The sequence below is a fragment of the Streptomyces sp. NPDC104313 genome, assembly GCF_055583985.1.
The window spans coordinates 62,797-78,112 of sequence record NZ_JBVJMW010000001.1 but is presented as its reverse complement, the minus strand read 5'-3'; the positions used below and the strand labels follow the sequence as shown (position 1 = coordinate 78,112).

Below are 15,316 nucleotides of genomic sequence, written 5' to 3'. Positions count from 1 at the left end.
TCATCACGCCCGATCCGCGACGCGTTCGCCGAGCAGGCCCTGGGGGCGTACGAGGAGGACGATGATGAGGAGCGCGAAGGCCCATACGTCCTTCCAGGCGCCGCCGCCGAAGAGTTCCATGCCGGGGACTTCGCTCATGTAGCCGGTGGCGAGGGCTTCGGCGACGCCGAGGACGATGCCGCCGAGCATGGCGCCGTAGATGTTGCCGATGCCGCCGAGTACGGCCGCGGTGAAGGCCTTGAGGCCCATGATGAAGCCCATGCGGAAGCCGATCTGGCCGTTCTTGAGCCCGTAGGCGACGGCGGCGACGGCGGCGAAGGCGGCACCGATGGCGAAGGCCATGACGATGATGCGGTCGGTGTTGATGCCCATGAGCTTGGCGGTGTCGGGGTCCTGGGAGGTGGCCTGCATGCCGCGGCCGGCCCGGGTCTTGGAGACGAAGAAGCCGAGGGCGAGCATGCACAGGGGGGCCACGACGAGGACGAAGACGTCGCCGCGCTGGATGGTGGCGCCGAGGATGTCGAAGGCTTCGCCTTCGAACTGGGGGAAGGAGCGGTCCTTCGTGGCGTTGGGGTACCACATCCATACCGCTTGCTGGAGGGCGAGGGAGAGCCCGATGGCGGTGATGAGTGGTGCCAGGCGTGGTCCGCCGCGCAGGGGCCGGTAGGCGAAGCGCTCGGCGGCCATGCTGATGGCGACGGCGGCTATGACGCCGCCGACGATCATGAGGGGTATCGCGGCGATGAGGGAGAATCCGGACGGAAGCCCGAGGTAGACCGTGAGGGCTCCGAAGCCCCCGATCATGAAGATCTCGCCGTGCGCGAAGTTGATGAGCTGGATGATTCCGTAGACCATCGTGTAACCGATCGCGATGAGACCGTACATCGCGCCGAGGATGAGTCCATTGGCCAGCTGTTGCGGCAGTTCGTTCACCGCAGGGCCTCCGTGGAGTGGTTCGGATATGGCACCGCGCGGGAGGGCTCGTAGCGCTCCCGCGCGGTCTGGTTGCTTTGTGTGATGGTGGCGGGGTCGTGGCCCGGCCGGTGGTTACTCGACGGTGCCGCTGGCCTTGGAGACCCACTTGCCGCTGGTGACCTGGTAGGCGGTCATCAGGGTGTTGGTGGTGTCGCCGAACTCGTCGAAGGAGACGGGGCCGGTGACGCCTTCGAACTTGACCTTGTCCATGGCTGCGAGGACCTTGGCGCGGCCGTCGTCCGCGGGGATCTTGCCGTCGTTCTCGGCGGCGACGATCTTGACGGCCTCGATGATGGACCAGGTGGCGTCGTAGGTGCCGCCGCCGTAGGCCTCGTAGGCGTCCTTGTAGCCGGCCGTCTTGTAGTCCGCGATGAACTTCTTGGCGGACTCGAGCTCCTCGACGGGCTTGCCGACGGAGGTGGCGATGTCGCCTTCGGCCTTCTTGTTGAGGGAGATGAAGTCGGCGCTGTACATGCCGTCGCCGCCCATGAAGGGGATCTTGACGCTGTCCTTGATCTGCTGGCTCAGCGGGGCGCCGGCGGGGTACTCGCCGCCGTAGTAGACGGCCTTGGCCTTGGAGCTCTTGACCTTGGTGGCGACGGAGTTGAAGTCGCGGTCCTCGGGGTTCACGTGGTCGGTGCCGACGATCTTGCCGCCGAGCTCGGTGAACTTCGCCTTGAAGGAGGCGGCGAGACCGGCGCCGTAGGGCTTCTGGTCGTCGATGAGGTAGACGTCCTTGATCTTCGCAGTTTCGAAGAGGTACTTGGCCGCGAAGGCGCCCTGGATCTGGTCGGTGGTGGCGGTGCGGAAGTAGGACGCGAAGGGGCGCTTCTTGGCGCCGGTCTTCCAGTCGTTGCCCTGGGTCAGCTCGGTGCCGGTGTTGGCGGGGGAGACCTGGGTCAGCTTGGCGTCGTTGAGCGGCTTCTGCATCGACTGGGCGACGCCGGAGTTCAGCGGGCCGACGACACCGAGGACCTCTTTGGTGCCGATGAGCTTGACGGCGTTCTGCTGGCCGACGGAGGGCTGGGCCTGGTCGTCGAGCGCCTCCAGCTTGAAGGTGACGCCGGGGACGGTCTTGTCCTTGTTGGCCGTCTTGACGGCGAGTTCGGCGGAGTTCTTGATGCCGAGGCCGAGGGCGGACAGGTCGCCGGTGAGCGGGGCGTCGAGGCCGATGACGACCGTCTGGTTGCCTCCGCCGTCGCTGTTGTTCTTGCTGTCGTCGCGCGAACCGCAGGCGGTGAGGGTGAGTGCTCCGGTGGTGAGCAGTGCGGTGAGTGTGAGCAAAGAACGGTGTCGCACGAAAAGTCCTTTCCCTGGCGCGGCCTCCTCTGCTTGAGGTGCCGTGTCGGTCGCCGGGCGGTACTGGTTTGGTGCAGGGTCGTGCGGCAGACGCGCCCGGCGGCGCGGTGACTGGCGGTGACTCTAGGCGCAGCCGGGGGCCACCGGGACTGGTCGGCGGCGGATGTGACTCTCTTGTTATGCCCTTGAGCAAGGCTTGAGGTTCCTGTGAGGATGTGTGGGGGTTTCGCCTGGAGTGCGAAATGACCACATGGTGAGAACGCGCAGCTCTGCTAAGGGGCTTGGGGTGATCTTGGTGCTGACGCGATGCGGTGGCGGCGGTGGGCGCGGCGAGGATTCCCGGGTGTCTGCGGCGGGGGTGTGCGGCTGGATTCCGCATCGCCTGCACGTTACGCAGTGTTACATCGGTGCTTGGGTCCCCGGGGGCGTGGGGGCTGATGTGGCTGCTGAGTGGCTCATGGAACGCGCCGTTGCGTCAAGGAAGTTGACCGAGTGTGTTGGGCAACTGTCTTTCTTTGGTGGGGATATGGAACTGCCCGGCCGGAATGCACAGGGTGCGATTCTGGTCGGGCAGGTGGGGTTTCGCCGTGTGGGCCGAAGGGGTGGCCGGTGGTGGGGGTCAGCCCGCTTTGGGGTGGGGGGCGTCGCGGAGCAGGCAGGTGAGGCGTGCGGTGCAGACCCGTTTGTCCTGTTCGTCGGTGATGACGATTTCGTACGTGGCGGTGGAGCGGCCCTGGTGTACGGGGGTGGCGACGCCGGTCACGAGTCCGTTGCGGACGCCCCGGTGGTGGGTGCAGTTGAGGTCGACGCCGACGGCGAGTTTGGAGGCTCCGCCGTGGAGCATGGAGCCGATGGATCCGAGTGTTTCGGCGAGGACGGCGGAGGCGCCGCCGTGCAGGAGGCCGTAGGGCTGGGTGTTGCCCTCGACGGGCATGGTGCCGACGACGCGGTCGGCGGAGGCCTCGATGATGGTCACGCCCATGCGCTCGCCGAGGTGGCCGGCGGAGAAGAGGGCGGGCAGGTCGACGCCGAGTGCCGCGTATTCGTCGATGACTTCCTGCGGGAAGTGGGGTGCGGTGTGCTCGCCCATGGATCCGGCTCCGTTTCGGTGCGTTCGTTCGTTGCTGTCTGCACTGTTCTTATCAGACGGCTGAGCGAACGCTTAGGGGGATTGCGTGGGTGGTCCGGTGCGGGGCGCCCGGTCCGGTCCGGGTCGGTGGATGTTCTCGAAGCGGACGACGACCGATTTGCTGGCGGGGGTGTTGCTGGTGTCCGCCGTGGAGTCGAGGGGGACCAGGACGTTGGTCTCCGGGTAGTAGGCGGCGGCGCAGCCCCGGGCGGTGGGGTAGTGGACGACGCGGAAGCCGGCCGCGCGGCGCTCGACGCCGTCCTTCCACTCGCTGACGAGGTCGGTGTAGGCGCCGTCGGTGAGGCCGAGGTCGGCGGCGTCCTCGGGGTTGACCATGACGATGCGGCGGCCTCCTTTGATGCCCCGGTAGCGGTCGTCGAGGCCGTAGATGGTGGTGTTGTACTGGTCGTGGGAGCGCAGCGTCTGCAACAGGAGCCTGCCGTCGGGGAGTTCGGGGTACTCGACGGGGGCGGCGGTGAAGTTGGCGCGGCCGGTGGCAGTGGGGAAGCGGCGCTCGTCGCGGGGGGCGTGGGGGAGGGTGAAGCCGCCGGGGTCGGCGATGCGGGTGTTGAAGTCCTCGAAGCCGGGGACGACGCGGGAGATGCGGTCGCGGATGGTGGCGTAGTCCCGCTCGAAGGCCTCCCAGTCCGTACGGGAGCCGGTGCCGAGGACGGCGCGGGCGAGGCGGGCGACGATGGCCGGCTCGGAGAGCAGTTGAGGGCTCGCGGGGGTGAGGTTGCCGCGTGAGGCGTGGACCATGCCCATGGAGTCCTCGACGGTGACGAACTGTTTGCCGCCCGCCTGGACGTCCTTGTCGGTGCGGCCGAGCGTGGGCAGGATCAGGGCGTGGGTCCCGGTCACGGCGTGGGAGCGGTTGAGCTTGGTCGAGACGTGGACGGTGAGGCGGGCGCGGCGCATCGCTGCCTCGGTGACGGTGGTGTCGGGCGTGGCCGCGACGAAGTTGCCGCCCATCGCGAAGAAGACCTTCGCCTCGCCGTCGCGCAGTGCCTGGATGGAGCGCACCACGTCCAGGCCGTGGTGGCGCGGTGAGGTGATGCCGAATTCCTTGTCGAGGGCGTCGAGGAAGGCCGGCGCGGGCCGTTCGAAGATGCCCATGGTGCGGTCGCCCTGGACGTTGGAGTGGCCGCGCACCGGGCAGACCCCGGCGCCGGGGCGGCCGATGTTTCCCCGCAGGAGAAGGAAGTTGACGACTTCGCGGATGGTGGGCACGGAGTGTTTGTGCTGGGTGAGGCCCATCGCCCAGCAGACGATGGTGCGTTCCGAGGCGAGGACGAGGGCGAGGGCCTGCTCGATCTCGGCGCGGGCGAGGCCGGTGGCGGTGAGGGTCTCGTCCCAGTCGGCTGTTTCGGCGGCCTTGGCGAACTCTTCGTAGCCGTGGGTGTGTTCGGTGACGAACGTGGTGTCGACGGCGCCGTCGGTGGCGAGGATCAGTTTGTTGAGGAGGCGGAAGAGGGCTTGGTCGCCGCCGATGCGGATCTGGAGGAAGAGGTCGTTGAGGGTGGTGCCCCGGATCATGCCCTGCGGGGTCTGGGGGTTCTTGAACCGCTCCATGCCGGCCTCGGGCAGTGGGTTCACCGAGATGATCTTCGCCCCGGCGGTCTTGGCCTTCTCCAGGGCGGACAGCATCCGTGGGTGGTTCGTGCCGGGGTTCTGTCCGGCGACGATGATCAGGTCGGCCTGGTGGATGTCCGCCAGGGAGACGCTGCCCTTGCCGATGCCGATGGTCTCGTTGAGCGCCGAGCCGGACGACTCGTGGCACATGTTGGAGCAGTCCGGCAGGTTGTTGGTGCCGAACTCGCGGGCGAAGAGCTGGAGCAGGAACGCGGCCTCGTTGCTCGTGCGGCCGGAGGTGTAGAAGAGGGCCTCGTCGGGGGAGTCGAGGGCGGTCAGCTCCTCGGCGATGATCGAGAAGGCGCGCTCCCAGGTCACCGCCTCGTACCGGTCGGCGCCTTCGGGGAGGTACACCGGCTGGGTGATCCTGCCCTGCTGGCCGAGCCAGTATCCGCTGCGTCCGGCGAGGTCGGCCAGCGGGTGGGCGGCGAAGAAGCCGGGGGTGACACGGCGCAGCGTCGCCTCCTCGGCGACGGCTTTGGCGCCGTTCTCGCAGAATTCGGCGGTGTGCCGCTTGTCGCCCTCGGGCCAGGCGCAGCCGGGGCAGTCGAAGCCGTTCTTCTGGTTGACCTTGAGGAGGGTCTGTGCGGTGCGGCGTACTCCCATCTGCTGTTTCGCGATGCGCAGGGAGTGGACGACCGCGGGCAGTCCGGCGGCGGCGTGTGGGGCCGGCTCGACCTGCGGGGCGTCCTGGACCGGGTCACCGGTCGGCGGCTTGGTGGCCATGATGCTGCTCCCCTCCGAGGGCTTGCTTCCACGTCGGTTACGTCCTGCGTACGTCCTTCCTGTCGATCCTGTCACGGCCCCCGGATGTCGTGCCGGTCCGGATTGTCAGTGGGCCGTGGCAGGATCGGGGGCGTGGCTGAGACGGCATCGAAGAAGACGGCAGACAACCGACCGCGCCTGCTCCTCATGGACGGGCACTCCCTGGCGTACCGGGCGTTCTTCGCCCTGCCCGCGGAGAATTTCACGACGGCGGTGGGGCAGCCGACGAATGCCGTGTACGGCTTCATGTCGATGCTGGCGAACACCCTGCGTGATGAGGCGCCCACGCACTTCGCGGTGGCGTTCGATGTGTCCCGCAAGACCTGGCGCGCGCGGGAGTTCCCGGAGTACAAGGCGAACCGCTCCAAGACCCCCGACGAGTTCAAGGGGCAGGTGGAGCTGATCGGCGAGCTGCTCGACGCGATGCGCGCGGACCGGTTCGCGGTGGACGGTTTCGAGGCGGACGACGTCATCGCGACGCTGGCCACGCAGGCGGAGGCGGCCGGGTTCGAGGTGCTGATCGTCACCGGCGACCGGGACTCCTTCCAGTTGATCACGGAGAACGTGACCGTGCTGTACCCCACCAAGGGGGTCTCCGAGCTGACCCGGTTCACCCCGGAGAAGGTCGTCGAGAAGTACGGGCTGACCCCGCGGCAGTATCCGGATTTCGCGGCCCTGCGCGGCGACCCGTCGGACAACCTTCCCGGCATTCCCGGAGTGGGGGAGAAGACGGCCGCGAAGTGGATCAATCAGTTCGGCTCGTTCGTCGAGCTGGTCGAGCGGGCGGACGAGGTCAAGGGCAAGGCCGGGCAGAATTTCCGCGACCACCTGGACGCGGTGAAGATGAACCGGGTGCTGACCGAGATGGTCCGTGACGTGGAGTTGCCGAAGGCCCCGGCCGAGCTGGAGCGTGCCCCGTACGACCGTACGGCGGTCACCGGTGTCCTGGACATACTGGAGATCCGCAACCCGAGCCTGCGCGAGCGCCTCCTCGCCGTCGACCCGGGTGCGGCGGAGGCCGAGCCGCCCGCGCCCGCCGCCGGTATCGAGCTGGACGGGGTCGTGCTCGGCTCCGGCGAGGTCGCCCCGTGGCTGGAGGCGCACGGGGCGCAGCCGCTCGGCGTCATGACGGTGGACACCTGGTCGCTGGGCGCCGGCGCGGTCACCGAGGTCGCGCTCGCCGCCGCCGACGGGGCCGCCGCCTGGCTGGACCCGGCCCAGCTGGAGGAGGCCGATGAGCAGGCGTTCGCCGCGTGGGCGTCGGACCCGGCGCGGCCGAAGGTCCTGCACAACGCGAAGAACGTGATGCGGGTCCTTCCCGAGCACGGCTGGCGGCTCGAAGGCGTCACGATGGACACCGCGCTCGCCGCGTATCTGGTGAAGCCGGGCCGCCGCTCCTTCGCGCTGGACGCGCTGGCCGTGGAGTATCTGGGACGGGAGCTGGCCCCGGCCGCCGCATCCGACGGGCAGCTGGCCTTCGGTGCGGACGACCGGGCCGAGCAGGACGCCCTGATGGCGCAGGCCCGCGCCGTGCTCGACCTGGGCGATGCGTTCACCACCCGCCTCAAGGAGGTGGGCGCGGCGGAGCTGCTGCATGACATGGAGCTTCCGACGTCGATCCTCCTGGCCCGTCTGGAGCGGCACGGGATCGCCGCGGACCGGGCCCATCTGGAGGGTATGGAGGAGCAGTTCGCCGGGACCGTGCAGCAGGCGATCAAGGAGGCGCACGCGGCGGTGGGCCGTGAGTTCAACCTCGGATCGCCCAAGCAGCTCCAGGAGATCCTCTTCGGCGAGCTGGGTCTGCCGAAGACGAAGAAGACCAAGACGGGCTATACGACGGACGCGGACGCGCTGGCCTGGCTGGCCGCGCAGACCGAGCACGAGCTGCCGGTCCTGATGCTGCGCCACCGTGAGCAGGCGAAGCTGCGGGTCACCGTCGAGGGCCTGATCAAGACGGTCGCGGCCGACGGCCGGATCCACACCACCTTCAACCAGACGGTGGCGGCGACCGGCCGGCTCTCCTCCACCGACCCCAACCTGCAGAACATCCCGGTCCGTACGGACGAGGGCCGGGCGATCCGCCGGGGCTTCGTCGTCGGTGAGGGCTTCGAGACGCTGATGACGGCGGACTACAGCCAGATCGAGCTGCGGGTGATGGCGCACCTCTCCGAGGACGCCGGGCTGATCGAGGCGTTCGCCTCCGGCGAGGACCTGCACACCACGGTCGCCTCGCAGGTCTTCGGCGTCGAGAAGGGCGCGGTCGACGCGGAGATGCGCCGCAAGATCAAGGCCATGTCCTACGGCCTGGCCTACGGGCTGTCCGCGTTCGGTCTCTCCCAGCAGCTGAACATCGACCCCGCCGAGGCCCGGGTGCTGATGGACACCTACTTCGAGCGGTTCGGCGGGGTGCGGGACTATCTCCACCGGGTCGTCGAGGAGGCCAGGGCCACCGGGTACACGGAGACGATTCTCGGCCGCCGCCGCTATCTCCCCGACCTGAACAGCGACAACCGTCAGCGCCGCGAGGCCGCCGAGCGGATGGCGCTCAACGCCCCGATCCAGGGCACGGCCGCGGACATCGTGAAGGTGGCGATGTTGCGGGTGGACCGGGCGCTGACCGAGGCGGAGTTGACCTCGAGGATGCTGCTCCAGGTCCATGACGAAATCGTCCTGGAGATCGCGAAGGGTGAGCGGAAGCGGGTCGAGGAGATCCTTCGCCACGAGATGGCCCACGCGGTCGAGCTGCGCGCCCCGCTCGATGTGTCGGTCGGCGTCGGCAAGGACTGGGAGTCGGCCGCGCACTAGCCGCGGGGAGGGGGCCGGCGACGTGGTCGCGGGCCCCCTCCGGCGTTCCTACCTCCCGTCGGTGGACACTCCCGTACGGGACGCCTCCGGCACGGACGCGGTCCGGCCCGGACCCGGTGTCCCGCCCCGGCGGTGCGGCAGTCGCATCCACACCCCGTACAGCAGCAGCCCGGCCGCCAGCCCGGCGCCCGCGCCGAAGCAGGCCGTGGGGATGATGTCGAGCGGGTTCTCCACCCGGCCGTGGTGGGCGTACCAGCGGGCGCACCGGTGGACGGCGCCGAGCAGCACGCACAGGCCCAGCAGCCCGAGAGCGCCCCACCTCTCCCGGCGGTCGAGCACCGGCACCTCCTCGGGTGCGGGGGCCGCCGGGGTCAGCCGGAGCCCGGTGACGGCGAACCAGCCGATGACCACGAGGGCCAGGGCCGAACTGCCGTACTGGACGAACTGGAACACCGGGAAGCCGCCGACGTCGCGGCTGAGCACCGGCACCAGCTCCGTCCCCCACCTGCTGTGGTGGGTGAACGCGTCCCACACCACATGCGTGGCCGCGCCCAGTGCGCCGGAGACGGCGAACCACAGCCAGGCGGACGGCCCGAAGGAGGCCCGCGTCCACCGCTGTCCCCGGACGAAGGCGTGGACGCGGCCCCGTACGCGTACCGGCAGCAGCGCCGCCAACGGCTCCCGCAGCAGGACCCACACCATCACCAGCACCGCGGCGATGGCCACGTTCACCGTGACCACCCCGAGGAAGGTGTGCGTGAACGACCCGAACTCCATCGCCCCGGGGATCACCGTGTCCGCGAAGTAGGTGATGTCGGGCGCGAACGAACCGGCGACGAGAGCGGAGGGGAACAGCGGCCACCGGGCCGTCCCGTTCCGGCGGATCGCCGGGAGTACGGCGGCGGCATGACTGAGCGTGAACGGCATGGCGGCAAGTATGCGGGACCGTTCGGGCACTCTTCCGTGGCCGGCAGGACAACATGCGTCCGCGAACGTGAAAAAACAGTAAGAAGCGGTCAGGGACCGATGCTCGGGCAACACAAGTTGCCGTAGGGTCGCTGGAGTCCTTGCGCTGGGGAGCGCGAGCAGCCTTCGAGGGGGAGGGACCGGAACGTATGGCAGCGCACATTCGCCGACGTCTGCGCAGGGGGGCCACGACCACCGCGGTGGCGGCGGCCGCCGTGGCGGCACTTGCGGCCTCGCAGGCGCCCGCGGTGACCCTGGCCGACGGACCCGCCGGTGGCGGCGACCCGAAGGCGGCCGGTGAGGACACCGCGAGCACCGAGGACGACGGCGCCGCGACCGGTAACTCGCCCTACTACACGGACCTTCCGCCCCTGGTCACCCCCGACAAGCCCGGATCTTCCAGCAAGCTGCCGATGACCGGCAGTGCGGAAGCGGGCATTCCGGCGTCGATCCTGGCCGCTTACAAGCAGGCCGAGCGGACCGTCGCGACCACCGATCCGAGTTGTCGGCTGCCCTGGCAACTTCTCGCGGCGATCGGCAAGGTCGAGTCCGGCCAGGCCCGCGGCGGGCGCGTCGACGCCAACGGCACCGCCAGCCCCCGGATCCTCGGCCCGGCGCTCAACGGCCAGGGCTTCGCCCTGATCAAGGACACCGACGGCGGGGCGTACGACGGTGACGCGGTCCACGACCGCGCGGTCGGCCCGATGCAGTTCATCCCGTCGACCTGGGCCTCCTGGGGCCAGGACGCCAATGGCGACGGCCGCAAGGACCCCAACAACATCTACGACGCGGCGCTCGCCGCCGGCCGCTACCTCTGCGCCAACGACCGTGATCTGGCCATCGCCGCCGACCTCGACCAGGCCGTGCTGAGCTACAACCGGTCGACGGAGTACCTGCGTACGGTCCGCACCTGGTTCTCGTACTACCAGCGCGGTACGCACGAGATCCCCGACGGCACCGGAACGCTGCCCACCTCTCCGAGCACCTCCTCCGGCTCCTCCCCGGGCCCGAACCCGCGAACCCCGGGCCCCGGCGCCACTCCGGGCCCGAAGCCCTCCCCGGACAAGCCGGGCGGCAAGCCGGGACCGGGTCCCTCGAAGCCCGGCGACGGCACCGCCGGCCCGACGCCGAAGCCGCCCACCTCCAAGCCGCCCACCTCCAAGCCGACGCCGGCCGATACCTTCGGCTCCCTGGAGAACGCGGGCACCGGCCCGCTGCGCGCCACCGCCGGCCGGACGTTCGACGAGCGGGTCGCCGTCCTCGCCCGCAACGCGCTCGGTGCCCCGCTCGGCAAGGTGCCCGTCACGTTCACCGTCACCGGGGACACCGGCACGCTCTTCACCGGCGGCAAGAAGACCGTCACGGTGCGGACCGGGGCCGACGGCACCGCCACCGCGCCGGATCTCCGGGCGGGCGAGAAGGCCGGGGAGTTCACGGTGACCGCCGTCGCGGGCACCGGCAGGCCGCGCACCCTGACCTACGCGGCGACCGTCACGCTCCGCCAGGCCGACGCGATCGCCCGGACCGACGAGAAGGCGCTGCTCGCCGCACCCGGTGAGAAGTTCGCGGACGCCGTGACCGTCAAGGCCACGTACAAGGACGCCGCCGCGGCCGGAGTGGCCGTCACCGCCACCATGGTCAAGGACCCCCTGGGGCTCTTCGACAACGACAAGGGCCCGTACTTCAAGGACGCGGCCGGCAAGCCGGTGCGCACCCTGACCACCCTGACGACGGACGCCGAGGGTGTGCTCCGGCTCCCGGAGATCTTCGCTGACGGCACCGAGGGCACCTTCAAGCTGCGCCTCACCACCGAGGGTGGCGCCTCGGTCGTCATCGAACTCACCATTCAGGCCCCGGAGAAGACCGCCCCGGAGAAGACCGCCCCCGAGGGGACCGCTCCGAAGGGGACCGCCTCCGAGGAGGCCGCTCCGAAGGAGACGCAAACCCCCGGAGCCTGACCCCGCCGTACCGCACAGCCACCGCACAGCCCCTCGGCCCTCCGGCCGAGGGGCTGTCCGCTGTGTTCTCATCTCGCGCCCCGGTTGCTACGGTGCCCCAGCCCTGACGACCCATCAGGTCGCCGTCATCGGATCACTGTCCCGGGAGGCCGAGCATGCGTGCCCTCGTCGCCGCCGCCATCGGACTGGCCGCCGCCCTCGTGCTCGTGTTCACCATCTCCGCCGTCGGCTCCCCGGCCGGGGAGACCTCGCCGAAACCCCTGCTGACCACCGTCCCGGGACCGAAGAGATAGCCGCCGCAGAGGGAGAGGTCACCACCATGCGCCGCCGAGCCGCTCTCGTACTCCTGGCCTTCGCCGTGTTCTTCGCCGCCCTGTCACCCCTGCTGCGCTGGTACGCCTTCCCGCGCCTGGCCAAGGTCCCGCCGAACCAGTACCAGGAAGTCGTCCTGGAGGCGTCCCCCGCGACCCTCCTCGACTACACCACCCTCAAGGCGAGGAAGGTCGAGAAGGTCACCATCGTCCAGACGCTCAAGGGCAACGTGGAGGAGTCCGAGAAGATCGAACGCGGCGCCGGACGCGACGTCGTCGTCTGGGACGCGCTCTCCTACATCCAGGGCCCCGACGGCAAGATGGTCTCCGAGATCCCCGAGCGCTACATCTTCGACGCCCACACCCAGGCCCCCGTCAACGCCACCGGCGAGATGGTCGACGGCGACCCGGTCCGGCGCGAGGGCATCGAGTACAAGTGGCCCTTCCTCACCGAGAAACGGGACTACGCGTACTTCGACGCCCAGAGCCGCACCACCGCCCCCATCCACTACAAGGGCACCCGCACCTTCCGCGGCCTGGAGGTCTACTACTTCGAGCAGACCATCCCGTGGACCAAGGTCCCGATGCCCAAGAAGATGCCCATCGAGGGCATCACCGCCGAACAGATCGCGCAGACCGGCATGACCCGCTGGTACACCACGAAGCGCATGTTCTGGGTCGACCCCGTCACCGGAGCCCCCGTCAACGGCGAGGAGATCCACACGGAAGAACTGCGCGACGCCAAGAAGATGGGCATGTCCAAGGACACCGTCACCGCGTTCTTCGGCCATGTGAAGATGCGCGAGGACTACATCGCGGACACCGTCGACCTGGTGAAGTCCCAGCGCGTCCTGGTCCTCCTCCTCACCTCGTACCTGCCCTGGGGCTTCCTCGGCCTCGGCATCGGGCTGCTCGCGCTCGCCCTCTGGCTGGAAGCCCGCTCCCGGCAGGCGGAGAGTCCCTAGGAACCCTGCCGTCTGAGCCGCGCCGAGGTGAACCGCGTCGCCGCTACGGCCGTGGGGTCCTCCGGCCACGGATGCTTCGGGTAGCGGCCGCGCAGCTCCGCCCGCACCGCCCGGTAACCCTCCTGCCAGAACGACGCCAGGTCCGCCGTGACGGCCGCGGGCCGTCCCGCGGGGGAGAGCAGGTGCACCAGGACCGGCACCCCGGCCGCCCGGGGCGTCTCGCCCATCCCGAACAACTCCTGGAGTTTCACCGCCAGGACGGGCTGCTCACCGCCGTACTCGACCCTGATGCGGGAGCCGCTCGGCACCTCGATCCGCTCCGGCGCCAGCTCGTCCAGCCGGGCGGCCTCCCCGGTCGCCCAGGGCAGCAGCCGCCGCAACGCCTGGCCCGCGTCGATCCGGCCCAGATCGGAACGCCGCCGTGCCCGCGACAGCTCCGGCTCCAGCCACGCCCCGGTCTCCGCGAGCAGCGCCTCGTCCGAGACGTCCGGCCACGGTGAGCCCAGCACCCGGTGCAGGAACGCCAGGCGCGGCCGCAACTGCTCACTGTCCCGGGTCCGCCGCAGCAGCCCGAGCCCCTCGCGCCGCAACCCCTCCACCAAGGCTCCGCGCACCAGCTCCGGATCGGGCTGCCGCAGTGGCCGTACCGCCAGCTCCACCGCCCCCAGCCGGTCCACCGACCGGGCCGCCACCTCGCCGTCCACCCACCGGACCTCCTCGCCCCGCACCCGCAGATGCCCGGCGGCCAGCAGCGCGGTGGGCTCGTCGATGACCGCTGCCAGCCGGACCCGCGCCGACGCCGCGTGGGAGGGCCGGTCCGCGACCGCCACGGCCAGCCAGGGCGCGCTGCGCAGCCGCGAGGCGTCCCGCAGCTCCGCGCCCGTGCCCGACGCCATCAGGAAGGTCCCGTCGCCCCGGGCCCGCGCCACCCGCTCCGGAAACGCCAGCGCGGCCACGAGTCCGACGACGGCGTCGTCCGAGCCGCCCTTCCCGGTACCGGGGGAGCCGCCGCCCAGCGACGACGACAGCCGGCGCACCTCCTGCTTCCAGCGCGCCGCGTACCCGTCCTGGCCCCGGCGGGCGGTCCGCAGCGCCGCCGCGAGATCGTCCCCGTACTCCCTCGGCGGCTCCTCGCTCAGCAGTGCCACCACCTCCGCGGCCCGCCGCGCCCCGGCCTCCCGGGCGCCGTCCAGCAGGGCCCGCGCCAGCCGGGGATGCAGCCCGAGCCGGGACATCCGGGCACCGCGCTCGGTGACCCGGCCCCCGTCGTCCACCGCGCCGATCGCCTCCAGTACCTCCCGGGCGGCGCCCATCGCCCCGGCGGGCGGCGGGTCGAGCAGTGCGAGCGAGGAGGCGTCCGGATCGCCCCAGCACGCCGCCTGGAGCGCGAAGGCGGCGAGGTCGGCGACCTTGATCTCGGGCGAGGGGAAGCGCGCGAGCCGTCCGTCCTCGGCCTGGTCCCAGCACCGGTACACCGCCCCCGGAGCCTCCCGCCCCGCCCGCCCGGCACGCTGCCGCCCGGCCGCCCGGGAGGCCCGTACGGTGCTCAGGGCGCTCAGCCCCCGGGCATGGTCGGTACGGGGTTCCCGGGCGAGCCCCGAGTCGACGACCACCCGCACGCCCGGCACCGTCAGCGACGACTCCGCCACCGAGGTCGCCAGCACCACCCGCCGCCTCTCGAAGGACCCGGCCAGCACCGCGTCCTGCACGGCGGCCGGAGCCCGCCCGTGCACCTGGAGCACCTCCGCGTCCACGCCCGCGAGCTGCCCGGCCACCCGCCCGATCTCCCCGACGCCGGGCAGGAAGCAGAGCACGTCCCCCTCCCGCTCACCGAGCGCCCGCCGCACGGTCGCCGCCACATGCGTCAGCAGGGCAGGGTCCACCCTCATCCCGTGCGGCGGCTTCACCGGACGGGCGGGCGGCGCCCAGAGCACCTCCACCGGATGCGAGACGCCCTCGGCCTCGATCACCGGGGCGTCGCCGAGCAGCCGCGCCCAGCCCTGCGCGTCCGTCGTCGCGGACGCCGCCACCAGCCGCAGATCGGGCCGGATCGCCTCCCGTACGTCCAGGAGGAACGCGGCGACCGTGTCGGCGTCCAGGTGCCGCTCGTGACACTCGTCGATGATCACCGTGTCCACCCCGGCCAGCTCCTGGTCCCGCTGGAGCCGCTGGAGCAGCACCCCGGTGGTCACGACCTCCACCACCGTGTCCCGCCCCACCACGCGCTCGCCGCGCACCGTGAAGCCGATCCGGCCGCCCGGCCGCTCGCCCAGCAGCCAGGCCATCCGCCGCGCCGCCGCCCGCGCGGCGATCCGGCGCGGCTCGGCGACCACGACCCGGCGCACCGGGCCCTGGCCGGTCAGCCCGGCCAGCACCAGCGGGACGAGCGTCGTCTTGCCGGTGCCGGGCGGGGCGCACAGGACGGCGACGCCCCGGTCGTCGAGCGCGCGCCGCAGGGCGGGCACGGCGGTGCGGACGGGCAGTCGGTCCAGGGCGTCGGTGCGGATCACG

The 15,316-nt window shown here is 70.9% G+C and carries 10 protein-coding genes; 4 read left to right on the top strand and 6 right to left on the bottom strand.

Features of this window, described 5'->3' with window-relative positions; all coding sequences use genetic code 11:
• Window positions 1–3: 3 nt before the first annotated feature.
• The 4 genes from ACZ60Q_RS00335 to ACZ60Q_RS00320 form a co-directional block, all read right to left on the bottom strand.
• A complete protein-coding gene (locus tag ACZ60Q_RS00335) occupies window positions 4–933 on the bottom strand; it encodes a branched-chain amino acid ABC transporter permease (protein WP_215110593.1) in 930 nt (309 codons plus the stop codon).
• Between the two features lie 114 nt (window positions 934–1,047).
• Entirely contained in the window at window positions 1,048–2,259 is a 1,212-nt protein-coding gene (locus ACZ60Q_RS00330) for a branched-chain amino acid ABC transporter substrate-binding protein (RefSeq protein ID WP_469627933.1), read from the bottom strand.
• Window positions 2,260–2,893: 634 nt separating this feature from the next.
• Complete coding sequence (locus ACZ60Q_RS00325) at window positions 2,894–3,364, bottom strand: PaaI family thioesterase (protein ID WP_469626156.1); 471 nt, start codon at window positions 3,362–3,364, stop codon at window positions 2,894–2,896.
• Between the two features lie 72 nt (window positions 3,365–3,436).
• Window positions 3,437–5,761 (bottom strand): FdhF/YdeP family oxidoreductase, encoded by a 2,325-nt coding sequence (locus ACZ60Q_RS00320; RefSeq protein WP_469626153.1) that lies wholly within the window; start codon window positions 5,759–5,761, stop codon window positions 3,437–3,439.
• A gap of 132 nt (window positions 5,762–5,893) precedes the next feature.
• Here ACZ60Q_RS00320 and polA point away from each other — a divergent pair, with 132 nt between their 5' ends.
• Window positions 5,894–8,605, top strand: a complete 2,712-nt coding sequence (gene polA, locus ACZ60Q_RS00315) for a DNA polymerase I (RefSeq protein ID WP_469626150.1) — start codon at window positions 5,894–5,896, stop codon at window positions 8,603–8,605.
• Between the two features lie 48 nt (window positions 8,606–8,653).
• Here the strand turns inward: polA and ACZ60Q_RS00310 are convergent, their stop codons facing one another.
• Window positions 8,654–9,532, bottom strand: coding sequence for a DUF4184 family protein (locus ACZ60Q_RS00310; protein ID WP_469626147.1), 879 nt, complete (start codon window positions 9,530–9,532; stop codon window positions 8,654–8,656).
• A gap of 188 nt (window positions 9,533–9,720) precedes the next feature.
• Here ACZ60Q_RS00310 and ACZ60Q_RS00305 point away from each other — a divergent pair, with 188 nt between their 5' ends.
• The 3 genes from ACZ60Q_RS00305 to pgfA all read left to right on the top strand — a co-directional run bounded on the left by ACZ60Q_RS00305 (window position 9,721) and on the right by pgfA (window position 12,805).
• Entirely contained in the window at window positions 9,721–11,529 is a 1,809-nt protein-coding gene (locus tag ACZ60Q_RS00305; RefSeq protein ID WP_469626145.1) for a lytic transglycosylase domain-containing protein, read from the top strand.
• Between the two features lie 155 nt (window positions 11,530–11,684).
• Window positions 11,685–11,822, top strand: coding sequence for an SPW_0924 family protein (locus ACZ60Q_RS00300; protein ID WP_107085744.1), 138 nt, complete (start codon window positions 11,685–11,687; stop codon window positions 11,820–11,822).
• Window positions 11,823–11,848: 26 nt separating this feature from the next.
• Window positions 11,849–12,805, top strand: a complete 957-nt coding sequence (gene pgfA / locus ACZ60Q_RS00295; RefSeq protein ID WP_469626141.1) for a cell envelope lipid trafficking protein PgfA — start codon at window positions 11,849–11,851, stop codon at window positions 12,803–12,805.
• Here the strand turns inward: pgfA and hrpB are convergent.
• Window positions 12,802–15,315 carry an ATP-dependent helicase HrpB gene (gene hrpB / locus ACZ60Q_RS00290; protein WP_469626138.1) on the bottom strand — a complete coding sequence of 838 codons (2,514 nt, stop codon included), beginning with the start codon at window positions 15,313–15,315 and terminating at the stop codon, window positions 12,802–12,804. The genes pgfA and hrpB overlap by 4 nt on opposite strands.
• Window position 15,316 lies beyond the last annotated feature (1 nt).